General features: G+C 74.1%; 14 protein-coding genes. 8 read left to right on the forward strand and 6 right to left on the reverse strand.

Annotation, left to right across the window (positions count from 1 at the left end; genetic code table 11):
• Positions 1 to 85: 85 nt before the first annotated feature.
• The 3 genes from IH25_RS0118460 (at position 86) to IH25_RS0118470 (ending at position 3,663) form a co-directional block, all read left to right on the forward strand.
• Entirely contained in the window at positions 86 to 1,681 is a 1,596-nt protein-coding gene (locus IH25_RS0118460) for an MFS transporter (protein WP_030611078.1), read from the forward strand.
• 156 nt (positions 1,682 to 1,837) lie between these two features.
• On the forward strand, positions 1,838 to 3,073 hold the full coding sequence (locus IH25_RS0118465; protein WP_030611081.1) for a cytochrome P450 family protein: 1,236 nt from the start codon (positions 1,838 to 1,840) through the stop codon (positions 3,071 to 3,073).
• A gap of 29 nt (positions 3,074 to 3,102) precedes the next feature.
• Positions 3,103 to 3,663, forward strand: a complete 561-nt coding sequence (locus IH25_RS0118470; RefSeq protein WP_051754010.1) for a pyridoxamine 5'-phosphate oxidase family protein — start codon at positions 3,103 to 3,105, stop codon at positions 3,661 to 3,663.
• Positions 3,664 to 3,748: 85 nt separating this feature from the next.
• On the opposite strand, the gene IH25_RS0118475 is transcribed toward IH25_RS0118470, so the two are convergent.
• The 5 genes from IH25_RS0118475 to IH25_RS0118495 form a co-directional block, all read right to left on the reverse strand.
• Complete coding sequence (locus IH25_RS0118475) at positions 3,749 to 4,033, reverse strand: heavy-metal-associated domain-containing protein (RefSeq protein WP_030611085.1); 285 nt, start codon at positions 4,031 to 4,033, stop codon at positions 3,749 to 3,751.
• A gap of 96 nt (positions 4,034 to 4,129) precedes the next feature.
• Positions 4,130 to 5,365 (reverse strand): MFS transporter, encoded by a 1,236-nt coding sequence (locus tag IH25_RS0118480; protein ID WP_030611087.1) that lies wholly within the window; start codon positions 5,363 to 5,365, stop codon positions 4,130 to 4,132.
• A gap of 17 nt (positions 5,366 to 5,382) precedes the next feature.
• Complete coding sequence (locus IH25_RS0118485) at positions 5,383 to 6,498, reverse strand: PLP-dependent cysteine synthase family protein (protein ID WP_037655154.1); 1,116 nt, start codon at positions 6,496 to 6,498, stop codon at positions 5,383 to 5,385.
• A 113-nt stretch (positions 6,499 to 6,611) separates the two neighbouring features.
• A complete protein-coding gene (locus tag IH25_RS0118490) occupies positions 6,612 to 7,052 on the reverse strand; it encodes a hypothetical protein (protein WP_245172818.1) in 441 nt (146 codons plus the stop codon).
• Positions 7,053 to 7,125: 73 nt separating this feature from the next.
• Entirely contained in the window at positions 7,126 to 7,320 is a 195-nt protein-coding gene (locus IH25_RS0118495) for a hypothetical protein (protein ID WP_030611094.1), read from the reverse strand.
• A gap of 160 nt (positions 7,321 to 7,480) precedes the next feature.
• On the opposite strand from IH25_RS0118495, the gene IH25_RS0118500 reads away from it, so the two are divergent.
• The 5 genes from IH25_RS0118500 to IH25_RS0118520 all read left to right on the forward strand — a co-directional run bounded on the left by IH25_RS0118500 (position 7,481) and on the right by IH25_RS0118520 (position 14,952).
• Positions 7,481 to 8,446 (forward strand): hypothetical protein, encoded by a 966-nt coding sequence (locus tag IH25_RS0118500; RefSeq protein ID WP_030611096.1) that lies wholly within the window; start codon positions 7,481 to 7,483, stop codon positions 8,444 to 8,446.
• Between the two features lie 144 nt (positions 8,447 to 8,590).
• On the forward strand, positions 8,591 to 9,481 hold the full coding sequence (locus IH25_RS37595; RefSeq protein WP_245172819.1) for a hypothetical protein: 891 nt from the start codon (positions 8,591 to 8,593) through the stop codon (positions 9,479 to 9,481).
• The gene (locus IH25_RS0118510) at positions 9,478 to 11,607 is read left to right on the forward strand and encodes a bifunctional serine/threonine-protein kinase/ABC transporter substrate-binding protein (RefSeq protein ID WP_030611108.1); all 2,130 of its coding nucleotides are present in this window, start codon (positions 9,478 to 9,480) and stop codon (positions 11,605 to 11,607) included. Before IH25_RS37595 ends, IH25_RS0118510 begins: the two co-directional genes overlap by 4 nt.
• Positions 11,607 to 13,799 carry a bifunctional serine/threonine-protein kinase/ABC transporter substrate-binding protein gene (locus IH25_RS0118515; RefSeq protein WP_030611110.1) on the forward strand — a complete coding sequence of 731 codons (2,193 nt, stop codon included), beginning with the start codon at positions 11,607 to 11,609 and terminating at the stop codon, positions 13,797 to 13,799. The genes IH25_RS0118510 and IH25_RS0118515 overlap by 1 nt, the downstream gene beginning before the upstream one ends.
• 157 nt (positions 13,800 to 13,956) lie before the next feature.
• Positions 13,957 to 14,952 carry a hypothetical protein gene (locus IH25_RS0118520; RefSeq protein ID WP_037655156.1) on the forward strand — a complete coding sequence of 332 codons (996 nt, stop codon included), beginning with the start codon at positions 13,957 to 13,959 and terminating at the stop codon, positions 14,950 to 14,952.
• Between the two features lie 87 nt (positions 14,953 to 15,039).
• On the opposite strand, the gene asnB is transcribed toward IH25_RS0118520, so the two are convergent.
• Entirely contained in the window at positions 15,040 to 16,911 is a 1,872-nt protein-coding gene (asnB, locus tag IH25_RS0118525) for an asparagine synthase (glutamine-hydrolyzing) (protein WP_030611114.1), read from the reverse strand.
• Between the last annotated feature and the right edge of the window lie 27 nt (positions 16,912 to 16,938).

Raw genomic sequence — 16,938 nt, forward strand, 5'->3', positions numbered from 1 at the left:
CGGTAGGGGTATGCCTGTGTGCCCGGTGGCCGTGCCACGGCGCGGCGCGGTCTCGCCGCAGGTCTCGACGAGGAGAGGAGTGCTGATGTCTTCGACAGGAAGTCCGCGGTTACGAGCAGGGGGTAGGCAGTGGGCCGCGCTGGGCCTGCTGGTCCTTCCCGCGCTCCTGCTGTTCATGATGCTGACCATCCTGTTCCTGGCCATCCCCTATCTCGCGGCCGATCTGCGGCCCAGCGGCACGCAGACACTGTGGATCCTGGACATCTACGGCTTCCTGATGGCCAGCCTGCTGGTGCTGATGGGCACGGTGGCCGACCGCTTCGGCCACCGGAACCTGCTGATCACCGGGGCACTGCTGTTCGGGCTGGTCTCGGCGGCGGCGGCCTTCACGGACTCGCCGGAGCTGATGATCGTCTGGCGTGCGCTGCTCGGCGTGGCGGCGGCCATGCAGATGCCGACCACGCTCGGCCTGATCTTCACGATGTTCCAGGACCCGAAGCAGCGGGGCGTCGCCATCGGCACCTGGGCCGCGGCCATCTCGGCCGGTGTCGCGCTCGGCCCGCTGCTCAGCGGCCTGTTGCTGGAGGCGTTCTCGTGGCGGGCGACGTTCTTCGTCGCCGTACCGGTGATGGCGGTCGTGGTGATCGGCGCGCCCCTGCTGCTGCCGGGCCGGCAGGGCCCGAGCGCGGGCCGGCTGGACCTGTTCAGCGCGCTGCTCATGCTGCTGACGCTGCTGCCGCTGATCTACGGCGTGAAGTCGTTCGCCACCAGCGACTCACCGCTGGTGCCGGCCCTGGCCGTCGTGGTGGGCCTGCTCTTCGGCGTCGTCTTCGTCGTCCGCCAACTGCGCGCCGCCGAGCCGCTGCTGGACGTCCGGCTGTTCAAGAACCGGACGGTCAGCGGGGCGCTGGGCGTCTTCATCCTCTCGGCGATGGGCCTGGGCGGCGTGTATCTGATGTTCACCCAGTACCTCCAGCTGGTGAAGGCGCTCTCGCCGCTGAAGACCGGGTTCGCGATCCTCCCCGCGGCCCTGGTCCTGATCGTGGTCGCGATGCGCTCCCCGGTTCTCGCCCGGCGCGTCCGGCCGGGGTATGTCATCGCCACCGGCCTGGCCGTCCAGGTCGTCGGCTACATCCTGTTCACCCTCGTCGACAGCACCACCGGGCTGCCCTGGGTGATCGTCGGCTTCATCGTGCTCTACCCGGCGGTCTCCCCGTCCATGGCGCTCACCACGGACCTCGTGGTCGGCTCGGTGCCGCCGGAGAAGGCGGGCGCGGCCGGCGGCCTGGCGTCGACCGTCAACGACCTCGGCATCTCGCTGGGCGTCGCCGTCATCGGCAGCATCGGCACCGCCGTCTACCGCGAAGGGGTCGACGACAAGCTGCCCGACGGCCTGTCGGACTCGGCGGCCTCCGCCGCCCGGGAGAACCTCGACGGCGCCGTGGCCGCCGCCCGGGAACTGCCCGGCCAGGTCGGGGACCAGTTGCTGGTGGTGGCGCGGGAGGCGTTCACCAGCGGGCTCAACGTCGCCGCCGGCACGGCCGCGGTGATCGCGGCGGCCGGTGCCGTGGCCGCGGCGCTCTCGCTGCGCCACGTGCCGCCGACCGGCTCGGCGGTGCCCGACGCCGGGCCCGCGGAGGCGAGCCCGGCCCCGTCGGTCCCCGCCGCCGATTCCGACTGACCGACAGCGCCCGAACGAAGCGACCGGAACGACGGAACGGCACCAACGGACCCGTACGTAGAGCGATTTCCAGTGAACCCCGCCGGACGAGGCGGCCGGAGCGGTCCGACACCCGCGCCGGCCGCCGCGTCCGGCCCCCTCGTCAGGAGGCAGGCAGTGTCAGTGATTCCCTTCAGCGCAACTCCCGCCGAGACACTCGACAACAGGGGCGGCCGGTGCATGTACGCGCAGGTCGAACGCCTGAGGTCGCTGGGGCCCGCCGTGCCTGTGCGGCTGCCGGAGGGGGTGGCGGCCTGGTCGGTGTCCCGGGGGGACGTCGTACGGATGCTCCTGACCCACCCCGGTGTGTCCCGGGACCTGAAGAAGACCGTGCCGGCTTATCAGCCCGGTTCCGTGCCCTGGCTGTCCCCGTGGGTCGACCTGGACTCCATGGCCACGGCGGACGGGCGGGAGCACGCGCGGCTGCGCAAGCTGATCACCCCGGCCTTCACCCCGCGCCGGGTGGAGAGGCTGCGCTCGCACATCGAGGCGGACGTCAGCATGCTGCTGGACCAGCTGGCCACGCGGCCCGGTGACGAACCGGTGGACCTGCACCAGGAGTTCTCCTACAACGTGCCGACCCAGGTGATCTGCGACCTCTTCGGCATCCCGGACGACCAGCGGCCCGAGGTGCTGCGGGTGTTCCGGGAGGTCGCCCGGACCGGCCTGTCCGAGGAGGAGTCGGTCGCGCTGTACGGCGACCTGGTGGCCGCGATGCACGTGCTGATCGCCACCAAGCGGAGCGCTCCGGCGGACGACCTCACCAGTTTCCTGCTCGCCGCCCGCGAGGAGGGCGAGGAGTCGCTGAACGAGCACGAACTGGTGTCGACGCTGCTGCTGATGATCGGCGGGGGCAGCCAGACGACCATCAACCTCCTGGACCACACCATCCGCGAACTCCTGGCCCGTCCCGACCAGTTGGGCATCCTCCGGGCGGATCCGGCGCGCTGGGACGACGCCGTCGAGGAGTCGCTGCGCGTGCACTGCCCGGTGATGCACCTGCCGATGCGCTGGGCCAAGGAGGACATCGACCTGGGCGAGGGCGTGGTGATCCGCGCCGGGGACGCCATCCTGATCTGCTACGGCGCCCACGGCCGGGATCCCGGGGTGCACCACGACCCGGAGACCTTCGACATCGACCGGGAGGACAAGGACCACATCGCCTTCGGGCTCGGCGCGCACTTCTGCCCTGGCTCGCACCTCGCGCGGCTGGAGGCCCGTATCGCGCTGCCCGCCCTGTTCGACCGGTTCCCGCGGCTGGCCCTGGCCGTCGCCCCGGAGGACGTGCCGCCCGGGCAGACCTTCATCGGCAACGACGTCTCCTCCCTGCCGGTCTTCCTGCGCCACACGTGAGCACGCCCCACGACACCGGGAGGTCCCCCATGGCGATCGACGAGAGCCTGATCGAGCGGACGGCACACCTGCTGAACCGGGCGCGCTATCTGAACCTGGCCACCGCGCGGGACGGAGCCCCGTGGGTGGCCACCCTGGAATACGCCTGGTTCGCCGGACCGCTGCGCTTCGTCTTCGGTTCGTCCACCGGCGCCCGACACAGCGGGGACATCCGCGCGGACCCCCGGGTGAGCGGTTCGCTGTTCGTGACCGGGGGCGCCGCCGGGGTGGCGATCGCGTCCGTCGACGGCGCCCAGTTCACCGGCCGCTGCACGGAGATCGGCCCGGAGCGGCTGGAGGAGTACCACGCGCCCTTCTACGAGACGGTGTTCCCCGACGCCGGGCAGCGCGCCCGATGGCAGCTGCCGCCGGAGCGGTTGCGGGGGGCCGCGCCGCACCGTCTGTACCGGGTCGATGTCGAGCGCTGGTGGCTGATCGACACCCGGCACTGGGAGGAGGACCGTATCGACCGCCGGATCGAACTGCCCCTGGACGCGGGCGTCCAGGCCCGGCTGTCCGCCCACGCGCCGGTGCGCGCGGTGTCCCGCTGAGGCGCGGCGACTGATCCGGCCGGGCTCGCCGACGGGGGTGGGGCGGGCCCGGCCGGACCGCTAGGAGCGTCCGGGAGGACCGGCCTCAGGCGGCGCGGCCGGTCAGCGCGTAGCCGGCCTCGTCGACGGCCCGGGCGATCAGCGCGTCGTCGGGGTTGTCCTCGGCGAGCACGGTGACCCGGCCCGTCTTCACGTCCACCTCGACCGACAGCACGCCGTCGACCCCGCTGACGGCCTTGGTGACCGCGGCCTCGCAGTGGCCGCAGGTCATGCCCGTCACGGCGTAGACGGTCCTGGTGGCGTCGGTGGTGATCCGGGTGGTGGCCGAGCCGGAGTGGCAGCTGCCGTCGGGGCTGCAGCAGGACGACATGGACTTCCTCCTGAGGGTGGGGATGACACGGAGCGTAAATACCCCTACAGGGTTGGGGTATTGAGCGCTGACGTCGCATAGATATACCCCCTACCCCTATCCAGCGGCAAGTCGTCCGGCCGCCGGAGCGGGCCGCGCGGTCAGGTGTCCGGCCCGGTGCAGCCGTGCGACCAGGGCGGCGCAGCCGAGGCCGGTCGCGGCCAGCACCGCCCACGGCAGCCAGCGCAGACCGGTGTCGAACAGCGCCCCGACGGCCAGGTTGCCGAGCGAGACCGCGATGCCGGAGGCGGTGTTGTAGGCGCCGTAGTAGGTGGCGACGAGCCGGTCACCGGAGAGCCGGACCACGGTGTCCATCTCGAACGGGTAGAGCAGGGCGCCGCCGCAGGCCAGCAGCACCGCGCACCCCGTCAGGGCGGCCACCCCGGCCACGGGGGCGTGCGTGGGGGGCAGCAGGGGCAGGAAGGCGGCGCCCATGACCGTCAGGCCGTAGACGACGGCTCGCGGACCGGACAGGGTGCGCTGCGCCCACGCGGTCAGCTTCGTCTGCGCCGCCAGCGCGGCGAGCGCGGAGACGGCGAACACCGCGCCCGTCACCACGCCGGTCCGGGGGCCGAACAGGTCCCGGGCGTGCAGCGGCAGGGCGAGAGACACCTGGAAGGCCAGCAGGTAGGAGCCGCTCATGGCGGCGGCGAACAGCAGGAAGGCCCGGTTGCCGGCCACGGTGCGCCAGTCGGCGGCGACCGCCCGCCAGGCGGGTCCGGCGCTCCGCCCGGCCGGGGGCCGCGCGGGCAGGGCCCTGGCCTGGAGCACGGCCAGGGCGCCGAAGACGACCGCCGCGACCGTGCACACGGCGCCGAAGTCCCAGGCCAGCAGGGCCAGTCCGGCGAGCGGGCCGATCAGGATGCCCGCCTGGTAGAAGACGTTGAAGGCGGCGAACGCCGCCACTCTGCGTTCCTCGCCGGCGTCGGCCGCGAGATAGGCGCGCACCGCCGGGTTGAACAGCGCGCCCGCCAGGCCGGTCAGCGCGGAGGCCGCCACCAGGACGGGCAGTGATTCCGCCACCGCCAGCAGGGCGAACGCGACCGCGCGCAAGGCGCATCCGGCGAGGATCGGCGGCTTGCAGCCGTAGCGGTCGGCGAGGGTGCCGCCGAGGAGGAACATGCCCTGCTGGGAGACGTTGCGCACGCCCAGCACCAGCCCGACGGCCCAGGCGGCCAGGCCGAGGCCGTGGGCCAGGTGGTCGGCCAGGTAGGGCATGAGCATGTAGAAGCCGAGGTTGATGCCGAACTGGTTCACCATCAGCAGCCGGGCCGGCCGGCCGAAGCCGGCCATCCGGGTCCACGGCCCCCTCACCGGGCACCGGCCTTCACCAGGGCGCGGGCGAGCGGATCGCGGACCCGGGCGCACCGGGTCCACCGCGTCACCACGCGCGCGTCGGGCTCCGCGATGTCGTCGGGTTCCGTCGGCGGGGCGGAGCCGAGGAGCCCGTGGCCGCGGCACCAGTCGTCGTCGTAGACGGTGTGGAGGTAGCGGTGCGGGCCGTCGGGGAAGACGGCGGCGATCCGGGTCCCGGCGGGGTGGGTCCGGGCCGCCCAGCCCGCCACCAGCGCCACCGCCCCGACGCTCCAGCCGCCGGAGACGCCGTACCGGCGGGCGAGGCACCGGCAGGCCCGGACGGCCTCGGCCGGTCCCACCCAGTGGACCTCCGAGAAGGCCGCGTAGTCGACGTTGTCCGGGTGGATGCTGGAGCCGAGCCCGCGCATCAGGCGTGGGCCGGCCGGCTGGCCGAAGATCGCCGAGCCGACCGCGTCCACCCCGATGAGGGTCAGCCCGGGGCAGGTCTCGCGCAGCGCGGCGGAGATCCCGGCGGAGTGTCCGCCCGTGCCGACCGCCGCCACCAGCACGTCCACGCGGCCGAGTTGGGCGATCAGTTCGGCCGCGAGGGGCCGGTAGGCGGCGGCGTTGTCGGGGTTGCGGTACTGGTCCGGGCAGTACGCGCCCGGGGTGCGGGCCAGCAGTTCGGCGACCCGCGTGCGGCGGGCCTCCTGCCAGCCGCCCTCGGGGTGCGGCGCGCTGACCCGGACGACCCGTGCGCCGAGCGCGGTGAGCAGGCGGGCGACGGGAGGTTCCAGGCCGGGGTCGGTGACGACGGTGACGGGATGGCCGTAGGTCAGCCCCGCCAGGGCGAGGCCGAGGCCGAGGGTGCCGCTGGAGGACTCGATGACCGGCGCGCCCGGCGCGAGGTCGCCACGGCGCCGGGCCTCGCGGACCATGTGCAGGGCGGGCCGGTCCTTCAGGCCGCCCGGGTTGGCGCCTTCGAGCTTGGCGTGGAAGCCCCGGCCGGGCGGGGCGAAGGGTTCGTCCACCCACAGGACCGGGGTGTCGCCGACGAGTTGGGCGGGGTGCCCGGCGACCGGCGGGTGGGGCGTGCGCGTGCGGCGCGGCGCGAGCGGGGAGAGGGGCATGAGGGTACGGCTCCTTCGCGCCCGGCCTCGGTACGGCGGGCGCTGTGCGAGGGGGAGGCATGGCGCGCGGGCACTCCCCGGACCGGCTGTCGGGTCCGGGGTGTGGTGCCGTCCTACTGCCGCAGCACGCGGACGGCCGCGAGCGACGGGCCGCCCGCACGGTCACCAGGGACATCGGGGGGCCTGCACCGGCCGGGGTGCGCCGCACGCCCGCGCGGCACGGCGGGCAGCGCCGGCGGGTGCTGCCCGCCGTCGGGCCCGGTGTCGTCCAGGGCGGCGCGCGGCCGGTCCGCCGTGTGATCCAGATGGCCGTCCGCCGCGTGCCGGTGCCGGGGAGGACCGGTCGGATCCGTGGCGTCGGCGGTGTCCGCCTGATGCCGGTGCCGGGACGGGCCGGTCGGATCCGTGCCGTCGGCGGTGTCCGCCGGGTGCGCGGACTCCCGCGCCGCCACGGCAGTCGGGCCGGTCCCGGTGAAGGAGCAGGCGTGCACCGAGCCGCCGAGATGGGCGGCGAGCACCAGGACCAGCCCGATCAGCAGGACGGCGCGACGCAAGCGCCCCGCGCTCCCGTCGCCGCCACCCCGCGTTCCGATCACATGCGCAGGGTAGTGGCGGAGTGACCGGCTGTCACATCGCGGCACGCCCGCCGGAGCCCCGGCAGCCGCAGGGCCGGCCGGGGTCCGCATGGCCGAGGCGGGCGGCCAGGGCCTGGAGGACGGCGATCGCCGCCATACGGGCCACCGGATGTCCGGCTCCCTCCCGGAGCACCGTCCACACGGCCGGTCCGCCGCCGCCCACCGGGAAGTCGGACCTGGGGGTCATCCTCATATCCTCTCGTCGCCCACCGGTGGTGAAACGGCTCCACACATACCCCCGGCCCGTATCGAAGGGCAAGGTTTCCTCCGGCTTGACTCTGTACCCCCCTGGGGTATGTTGAAGGTCATCGGGCCGCCTGCCGGCAGCGAACAGACGAGGAGTCACCATGAACACCGGGCTGCGGATCACCGCCTACGCCGCCGCGCTCGCCGCCGCGTTCGGCATCGCCTACGGCGTCGGCGGCGGGGTCGGCGAGATCTCCCTCCGGACCGAGAGCGCGGCACACGACGGGCACACCGGCGCCACGCCGGGCGGGAAGTCCGCCGCGGGTGCCGGCCCCGCGGCGGCGCCCGGCGGACTGCAGACCTCGGAGCGGGGCTACACCCTGGACCTGAAGACCCCGGCCGTCACGGCGGGCCGGAAGACCGACCTGCGGTTCGCGGTCGTACGGGACGCCACCGGGCGCCCGCTCACCGCCTACCGGGCGGAGCACACCAAGGAACTCCACCTGATCATCGCCTCGCGGGACCTGACCCACTATCAGCACCTGCACCCGGTGCGCGCCGCCGACGGCACCTGGTCCGCTCCCCTGACGCTGCCCAGGGCCGGGGTCTACCGGGTCTTCGCCGACTTCACGCCGGACGGCGGCGAGGGGCTGACCCTCGGCGCCGACCTCACCGCCTCCGGTGCCTACGCGCCCGCGCCCCTCCCCGCCCCCGCCGCCACGGCCGAGGTCGACGGGTACCGGGTCGGCCTCCGCGGCCGGCTCTCCCCCGGCCGGGACGGCGAGCTGACGCTCGGCGTGACCCGCGACGGCAAGCCGGTACGCGACCTCCAGCCCTACCTCGGCGCCTACGGCCACCTGGTGGCGCTGCGCTCGGGAGACCTCGGCTATCTGCACGTACACCCGGGCGGTGCGCCCGGGGACGGCAGGACGCGGCCGGGACCGGACATCTCGTTCACCACGACGGCGCCCAGCTCCGGCACCTACCGGCTGTTCCTGGACTTCAAGCACGCCGGCCGGGTCCACACCGCCGCGTTCACCGTCCGGGCGGGCCGGCCCGCCGAGCCGCCGGTCACCTCGGCGTCGCCCTCGCCGGAATCCGGCGAGCACTCCGGGCACCGCCATTGAGCCCGGGCTGTCACACGGTCCGGACCGTGTGACAGCCGTGCCACAGCCGGGCCACGTGATCGTCAACTCCCGCCAGCGCGTTGTCGGTTGCCGCCTAGCATGAGGTCCGACGCATGACGGCCGGGCGACCCGCGGGGGTACTTCGTGGAGCTGGGAGGGTCGGCGGCGCGCCTCGGCTGCGCCGTCGCGGTGTGCGGCTTACTGCTGGCCGGCTGTACGTCCGGCGGGGACGGGCCCGGCCGGCCGGCGGCCGGGACGAAGAGCGGCGGGGCCACCGGCGCCGGCCCGTCACCGACCGCCGTGGTCGACGCCGACCCGGCCCGGCTCCCCCGGACCCGGGCCCAGGCCGACGCCCTGGTCCGCGGCATCATGCCGGGGCCCTCCGCGTTCGGCCCCGGCACCGTCCGCCGCGAACCGTACGAGAGCGATCCGCGGCGGTGGGCGGTGCTCGGGGATTCCTGTGTCTGGGAGCAGCGGGCGCTTCCCGAGGACGTCCTCGCCAGTCTCACCCGCCACTACGAGATCCCGGCGCGCGGCGGCAAGGGGCCGCTGCGTCTGACCGCGGTCGTCACGGCGCACCGCTCGGCCGAGCAGGCCGACTGGGAGAGCGCCGAGGTGCTGGAGGAGATGATGCGCTGCCCCTCCCAGCTGCTGCGCCCCGGTGAGGTGCTCCGGGACCTGACCGACGTGCCGAACGCCCTCGGCGACTCGGGCAACGGTTTCGCCGACGACGTCCTGGCCGAGTCCGGCACCTACACCGGTGACGACGTCGGCGGTCCGCACCCGTACGTCTGGGAGCAGACCCGCATCGGCCAGTTCACCCTCGCGGTCTCCGCCCGGGGCGCCAAGGGCTGGACCAGGCGCGACCTGCTGGACCTGCTGCGCGAACCGCACGCCACGATGCGTGCCGGCCTGCGCGGCGCGATCGCACGACGGACGCCGGCCGCTTCCGCACCGCCCTCCGCAGTGGCACCCCACAGCCCGGAGACGGCGGGAACCACCGCTCCCGCCACCCTGGGGGGCGGTCGCCGATGACCGGGAAGCTCAAGCCCTCCGACCCTTCCCACCTCGGCGGTCACCGGCTGCTCGCGCGGCTCGGCGCCGGCGGCATGGGGGTCGTGTACCTCGGCCGGGCGCGGTCCGGGGAGCTGGCCGCGGTCAAGGTGATCCTGCCGGAGTACGCCGACCAGCCCGAGTTCCGCGCCCGGTTCCGCCGCGAAGTCGCCGCCGCCCGCCGGGTGGACAGCCCCTGGGCCGTGCCGGTGACCGGCGCCGACCCGGACGCGCCCGCGCCCTGGCTGGCCACCGCCTTCGTACCGGGTCCCTCGCTCGCCGAGGCGGTCGCCGCCCGCGGGCCGCTGCCGCCGGCCGCGGTGCGCGTGCTCGGCCGGACGCTGGCCCGGGCGCTGACCGCCGTGCACGACGCGGGACTGGTGCACCGCGACGTCAAGCCCGGCAACGTCCTCCTCGCCCTGGACGGCCCCCGCCTGATCGACTTCGGCATCGCCCGCGCCGCCGAGGAGACGGCCCTCACCTCGGACGGCATGGTCGTCGGCACCCCCGGCTTCCTGGCGCCGGAACAGGCGCGGGGCCGCCCCGCCACCCCCGCCAGTGATGTCTTCGCCCTCGGCTGCCTCCTCTCCTACGCCGCCACCGGACGCCCGCCCTTCGGCATCGGAGCCGTGGACGCCCTGCTGTACCGCACCGTCCACGACGAGCCCGACCTCGAAGGGCTCCCCGAGGATCTGCGCGAGCCGCTGGAGCGCTGTCTCGCCAAGGACCCGGCCGCCCGGCCCACCGCCCGCGAGGTGGCCGAGGCGCTCGGCGCGGACGCGCCCTCCGGCGCCGCCGACTGGCTGCCCGACGACGTCGTACGGCTCGTCGCGGACCGGTCCGCCGCGATGCTCGCCCTGCCGGACATCGAGGCGACGGCCCTCGACGCGGGAGCGGACGAGCCGCCGGCAGAGGTTCCCGGGGACGCGGCCCCGGCGTCGCAGCCCGGCACCCGCCGTCGCTTCCTGCTCCTCGGCGGCGCGGCCCTGTTCGCGGCGGGCGGTGGCGCGGCCCTCTGGGCGAGCCGCCGCGACGACGCCCCCGCGCCCGCCGCGCGCCGGATGCTGCTGGGCGTCCAGGCCGATCTGACGGGGCCGCAGAAAGCCGTCGGGCAGGCCCAGGAACGCGGTGTACGGCTGGCCGTGGAGGAGTTCAACGCGCGGAAGGACAAGCCGTTCACGCTCACCCTCACGGTCGCCGACGACGGCGGCGACGAGACCCGCGCGGTGCGGGCCGCCCGGGCCCTGGCCGCCGATCCCGACCTGCTCGCCGTCATAGGCTCCACCGGTGACCGGACCACCGGCGCGAGCCTGGACGCCTACGACGCACAGCTCGTTCCCCAGCTGACGGCCTCCTCCGCGCAGGCGGTGTACGGCGTGTCGGAGCCGCGCCACTTCCTCCAGGCCGTGCCCGGGTACATGGTGTCGCCCGCGCTGATCGCCGTTCAGCTCGCCAAGGCGGGCGCCCGGCGGGCGGGCGTCCTGATCGACCGCGACGGCGGCATCCCGTCCTGGCAGATCGGCCACACCGCGTTCCAGGCCCTCGGCACGCTCAAGATCCCGGCCGAGCCACGGGTCGTACCCCGCCTCGCCGGGGATCTCGCCCCGGTGGTGGCGGAGATGCTCGCGCGCGAGCCGGACGGGTTCGTCTACACGGGCACCCCGGCGCGTGCGGCGGCCGTCGCCCGCGCGCTCGCCGAGCGCCGCTTCACCGGCGTGCGCGTCCTCGGCTACCCGGCCGCCGGGCAGGAGTTCCTGTCCGCCGCGGGTCCGGCCGCCGAGGGCTGGCAGGTCTTCGCGCCGTACATCGACCCGTCGGCCGCACGGCTGCGCGCCTTCGCCGACGCCTACCGCGGGCGCTACGGCTCCGCTCCCCCGTACTGGGCGGCGGAGGCCTACGACGTGGCCCGCATGGTCATCGCCCGGCTCACCCGGGCGGGCGGCCGGCCCTCCCGGACCGGACTGTACGGCCTGCTGGCGAAGGGCACGTACAAGGGGCTGGTGCGCACGTACGCGTTCGACGACAGCCGGCAGCTCAAGGGGTACGACGTGTTCCGCTACGAGGTGAAGGGCGGCCGGTACGCCTACGCGGGCGAGGCGGCCTTGTGATGCGCCCGCTCGCCGCGGACGACCCGGAGGACATCGGCGGGTACCGGCCGCTGGCCCGGCTCGGCGCCGGCGGCATGGGCGTCGTCTATCTCGCCCGGGGCGCGGGCGGGGCGCTGGTCGCGCTGAAGGTGATCCGCGCCGAGCACGCGGCGGACCCCGCCTTCCGGGCCCGGTTCCGGCGCGAGGTGACGGCCGTACGGGGGCTGTCGGGGCGGTGGCTGGTGCCGGTCGTGGCCGCCGATCCGGAGGCCCGTTCGCCGTGGCTGGCCACGGAGTTCGTGCCGGGCCCGGCGCTGGCGGAAGCGGTCGACGGGCAGGGGGCACTGCCCGTGGCCGCGGTGCGGGTGCTGGGCTCCCGGCTGGCCGAGGCGCTGACCGCCGTGCACGCGGCGGGTCTGGTGCACCGCGATGTGAAGCCGGGGAACGTGCTGTTGGGACTCGACGGTCCCCGGCTCATCGACTTCGGCATCGCCCTCGCCGCCGGGGCCACCGCGCTGACCGCTCCCGACGCCGTCGTGGGCACCCCGGGTTTCCTGTCACCGGAACAGGCCCGCGCCCGCGCCGAGCGGGTCGGCCCGCCGAGCGACGTCTTCGCCCTCGGGTGCGTGCTGGCGTACGCGGCCTCGGCCCGGCGCCCGTTCGGCACCGGGCACGCGGCGGCGGTCCTGTTCCGCACGGTGCACGAGGACCCCGACCTCGCGGACGTGCCCGCCGGGCTGCGCCCGCTGATCGAGAGCTGCCTCGCCAAGGACCCCGCGCGCCGCCCGACGGCCGCGCGGGTCCGGGCGGCGCTCCAGGACCCCCGGACGCGGCTGGCACGGGACGCCGCTTCCGCCGGGGGCGCCGCCGAGGGCTGGCTGCCGCCCGCCGTGCTGCGCCTGGTCGCCGAACGCTCCGCCCGCGCACTGGACATACCCGCGCCCCGGCGCGCCCCCGGCCGGCCGGCGCCCGGGGAGACCGGCACCGGCCCGGCACCGGCGGCCCCGGCCGGGCAGCGCGCACCGGCCCGGCGCCGGGTGCTGGCGGTGGGGAGCGCGGCGGCCTCGGTGCTGACGCTCGGCGGCGGGACGGCCGCGTATCTGACGCTCGGCCGGAAGTCCGGCGGCGAGCCGCCCGTGCACGCCCTGGGCTTCCAGGCCGATCTGAGCGGTGCGGACAAGGCGGACGGCGTCGCCCAGGAGCGCGGCGCGCGTCTCGCCGTTGCGCACCACAACGCACGGACGGACAGCGCCTTCCGGCTCGCCCTCGACACCTTCGACGACCGGGGCGACGCCGCCCGGGCCCGGCAGGCCGCCGAACGCTTCACCGGGGCCGCCGTGCGCGCGGTCCTCGGACCGAACACGCCGGCCGCGGCACGGGCCGCGGCGCCGCGCTACCAAACCGCGCGCACCGCCATGGTCCTGGTCTCCCTGGACGATCCCCAGTTGGACGAGGACGACACCCTGCGGACCCTGCGCGTCACCCGCGCCCCGGAGCAGTTGCTGGCGGTTCCGCTGAGCGGGTACCTGTCCTCCGTACGGCCGGTCGACCGCACCGCCGTGCTCGACGACCGGGCGGCGGGCCGCATGGGCTCCGACCTGGCCGACGCGCTCACCCGGCGTCCGCCGAACGAGGGCACGACCCGCGTGTACGCGGTACCGGCCGGAAGCGACGACTTCTCCCCCGCCGTCCGTGCCGCGCTCGCCGACCGGGCCCAGGCCGTCGTCTTCACCGGGACCTCGGCGGACCGCGCCGCGCGCTGCGCCCGTGCCCTCGCGGAGGCCGGCTTCACCGGGCCGCGCCTGGGCACCTGGCACCTCATGCGGCCGGACTTCCTCCGGCAGGGCGGCGCGGCGGCACAAGGGTGGGTGTTCGGCGCGCCGTTCACCGATCCCGGCAGTGTGTCCGGCGCCTTCCGGTCCGCCTACCGCGCGGCCTACGGCACCGCGCCCGGCCGCTGGGCCCCGGAGGCGTACGACGCGGTGGGGCTGGTCGCCCGGGCCCTGGAGTCGCTGGGCGGCCGGGCCGGCGTCAGCGCCGGGGCGGTCGCCGAACGGCTGTCGGACCTCACCTACCAGGGACTCGCCAAGCCGCTCCGCTTCACCACCGGCCGCATCGACACACTGCGGGGCGAGGGGTACTTCCTGTATCAGACGGCAGGGAACGTCTTCCGGTTCCTCGGGCGGTACGACCGGTTCACCAAGCACGGATAAAAAATCGGATGCAACCTTGTGCGGGGCTTGTGAGTCTTCTCATCGATCACACCGTGGTCGCGTCTACAAGGAGACCATCATCAGCGCCATACGCAAGACCCTCACCGCCACCGCCGTCGTCGGTGCCGTCCTCGCGGGTTCCGCCGCCTGCGGAACGGTGGAGCAGCTCTCCGCCGGCCAGAAGCTCGACAAGGCCTTCGACAAGCTCGGCGAGAAGAAGACGCTCTCCTTCGAGCTGGACCTGGACACCGACGCCGCGACCCTGAAGGCGCTGGACGCCAAGTCCGACCCCGAGCCCGGCGACGAGATCCCGGACGAGGCCGCGAAGCTGCTCAGCGACGCCAAGATCACACTCACCGTGGAGTCGAAGAAGCCGCTCACCGAGTCCGGTGAGAAGGACATCGTCGGCATGGCCATGAAGGTCAGCAGCCCGGACGGCGACCTCGCCGAGTACCGGATGATCGGTGACTACGTCTACGTCCGCGCCGATGTCGACACCATCGGCAAGCTGACGGGCAGCCCCGTTCCGCCCGCCGACGAACTGCCGCCGGAGGCCGGGGCCTTCAAGGACGTCCTGCAGGGCAAGTGGGTCAAGTTCAACGTCAAGGAGATGGAGAAGGCCGGCCTCGGCGGCCAGGAGGACGAGGACAGCCCCTCGCCCGCCCCGTCCCTGGACGCCAAGACGCAGAAGAAGCTCATGAAGTCCCTGCGCGAGGTCGTCGCCCGCGAGGTGAAGCTGAAGACGGCCGACGGCGACGGCGACACCGAGCACGTCACCGCGACGGCGCCCTTCCGGACGCTGATGAGCAAGATGATCGGCGAGATCCGCCCGCTGGCGAAGGACCTGCCGCCGGGCATGGACCTGCCGACGGACAAGGACCTGAAGGACGCCCCGAACGCCAAGGTGACGGCGGACTTCACGCTGAAGAACGGTGAGCTGTCCGAGGTGAACGTGGACCTCGCCAAGCTGGCCGAGACCGCCAAGGTCAAGAAGCTGGGCCTGGTCCTGCGGATGAGCGACGGCATCAAGCCCACCGCGCCGGCCGACGCCAAGGTGCTGGACATGAAGCAGATCATGCAGGGCATCTTCTCCGCGCCCGGCATGAGCGAGGAAGAGTTCGGCGACGAGGGCTTCGGCGACGAGGAGTTCTGATCCCGCCGGGCGTACGCGGGCGGTGGTGAACGGGAGGGTGCCCGTGCGGACACCCTCCCGCCCTCACCGCGTGACAGGTGCCGGACCTCAGACCACCAGGCTGCGCGTGTCGACGCCGTGGAGTTCCATCCAGGCGTTCAGCCGCACAGGGGTCTCCGTGTAGACGGAACGCTGCATCATCGAGTACGGGGTGTCGACCGGCTTGGCGAGGTGGGACCGGATCGCCTCGGCGTTCAGCAGCGGCAGCGCCGGCGCGTCCGGGTCGGCGACGATCCGGCTCAGTTCCCGGTTGACCGCCTCGTCGTACCCCGGGTCCTGGGTCGAGGGATAGGGCGCCTTGCGGCGCCGTACGATCGACTCCGGCAGCAGGTCCTTCGTCGCGTGCCGCAGCAGGCTCTTCTCCCGCCCGTCGAACGTCTTCACCGACCAGGGCGCGTTGTAGACGTACTCGACGAGCCGGTGGTCGCACAGCGGGACCCTGACCTCCAGGCCGGTCGCCATGCTCATCCGGTCCTTGCGGTCCAGCATCATCTGCAGGAAGCGGGTGATGTTCAGGTAACTGGCCAGCCTCATCCGCCGTTCGGCCGGGCTGTCACCGGGCAGATGGGTGACCTCGTCGGCGGCGCTGCGGTACTGGTCGGCGATGTACTCGGCGAGGTTCAACTCCTTGACAAGGGAAGGGTCCAGGAAGCTCGTGGCCTGCTCGCTCACCGGCACCTTGTTGATCGCGTGCCAGGGGTAGGTGTCGGCCTGTGAGGCGACCGGGTCGTGGAACCACAGGTAGCCCCCGAAGACCTCGTCGGCCGACTCCCCCGACAGCGCCACGGTCGAGTTCTCGCGGACGGCCTTGAACAGCAGGTAGAGGGAGGGGTCGTGGTCCCCGATCCCGTACGGGAGGTCCCAGGCCCGCAGGACGGCGTCCCGCACACCCGGCTCGACCAGCCGGGCGGTGTCGAGCAGGATCTCCCGGTGGTCGGTGCCCACGTGCCGGACGAGTTCGGTGACGAACGGCGCGTCCGGCGCCTCGCGGAACGGCTCGGGCTGGAAGTTCTCGGCGAGGCCGGCGAAGTCCACGGAGAACGTGCGGACCCGTCCGCCGCCGTCGGCGTCCAGCGAGCGCTGGGCGAGCGCGGTCAGCGCGCTGGAGTCCAGGCCGCCCGACAGCAGCGTGCACAGCGGCACGTCGGAGACCATCTGCCGGGCGACCGCGTCCTCCAGGATCTCCCGCACCTTCGCGACACTGGCGGGGATGTCGTCGGTGTGCGGACGGGTCTCGAGTCTCCAGTACGCCTCCTGGCGTATGCCCTCGCGGCTGACCCGGACGATGTGGCCCGGCCGTACCTCGTACAGGTTCCGCAGCGGGGTCCGTCCGGGCACCCGGGCCAGCGCGAGCGCGTCGCGCAGGCCGTCGAGGTCCATGACCGCGCTGCTGACCGGGTTCGCCAGGATCGCCTTGGGCTCCGACCCGAAGAGCACTCCGGCGGGGGTGGGGTAGTAGAAGAGCGGCTTGATCCCGAGGCGGTCCCGGACCAGGAGCAGTTCCTCGGTCCGGGTGTCCCACAGGGCGAAGGCGTACATCCCGTTGAAGCGGTCGACGAAAGCGGCGCCCCACTGGAGGTAGGCGCGGAGCACGACCTCGGTGTCGCTCCTGGTGCGGAAGCGGTGTCCCAGGAGGACCAGTTCCTCGCGGATCTCCTTGAAGTTGTACACCTCGCCGCTGTAGCTGACGACCACGAGCGGCTCGCCGTCCGGACCGGTCTCCGGGGTGCGCATCGGCTGCCGGCCGCCCTCGATGTCGATCACCGCGAGCCGGCGGTGTCCGAGTGTCACGTGCCCGGCGCTCCAGATCCCCTCGTCGTCGGGACCGCGGCAGGCCATCGTCCTGGTCATGGCCTGTGCCGCGGCGACCTCCCTGACGAGGTCGCGTTCGAAGTCCACCCATCCAGCGATTCCGCACATAGGAACGCCCTTCACTACGGGTTGAAT

It is taken from the genome of Streptomyces achromogenes subsp. achromogenes (genome assembly GCF_000720835.1).
Taxonomy (GTDB): Bacteria; Actinomycetota; Actinomycetes; order Streptomycetales; family Streptomycetaceae; genus Streptomyces; species Streptomyces achromogenes.

Bases quoted from the DNA above. Each gene is read 5' to 3' on its own strand.
- IH25_RS0118460 (WP_030611078.1), top strand. From the start codon at position 86: ATGTCTTCGACAGGAAGTCCGCGGTTACGAGCAGGGGGTAGGCAGTGG.
- IH25_RS0118470 (WP_051754010.1), top strand. From the start codon at position 3,103: ATGGCGATCGACGAGAGCCTGATCGAGCGGACGGCACACCTGCTGAAC.
- IH25_RS0118475 (WP_030611085.1), bottom strand. From the start codon at position 4,033: ATGTCGTCCTGCTGCAGCCCCGACGGCAGCTGCCACTCCGGCTCGGCC.
- IH25_RS0118480 (WP_030611087.1), bottom strand. From the start codon at position 5,365: ATGGCCGGCTTCGGCCGGCCGGCCCGGCTGCTGATGGTGAACCAGTTC.
- IH25_RS0118485 (WP_037655154.1), bottom strand. From the start codon at position 6,498: ATGCCCCTCTCCCCGCTCGCGCCGCGCCGCACGCGCACGCCCCACCCG.
- IH25_RS0118495 (WP_030611094.1), bottom strand. From the start codon at position 7,320: ATGACCCCCAGGTCCGACTTCCCGGTGGGCGGCGGCGGACCGGCCGTG.
- IH25_RS0118500 (WP_030611096.1), top strand. From the start codon at position 7,481: ATGAACACCGGGCTGCGGATCACCGCCTACGCCGCCGCGCTCGCCGCC.
- IH25_RS0118510 (WP_030611108.1), top strand. From the start codon at position 9,478: ATGACCGGGAAGCTCAAGCCCTCCGACCCTTCCCACCTCGGCGGTCAC.
- IH25_RS0118515 (WP_030611110.1), top strand. From the start codon at position 11,607: ATGCGCCCGCTCGCCGCGGACGACCCGGAGGACATCGGCGGGTACCGG.
- asnB (WP_030611114.1), bottom strand. From the start codon at position 16,911: ATGTGCGGAATCGCTGGATGGGTGGACTTCGAACGCGACCTCGTCAGG.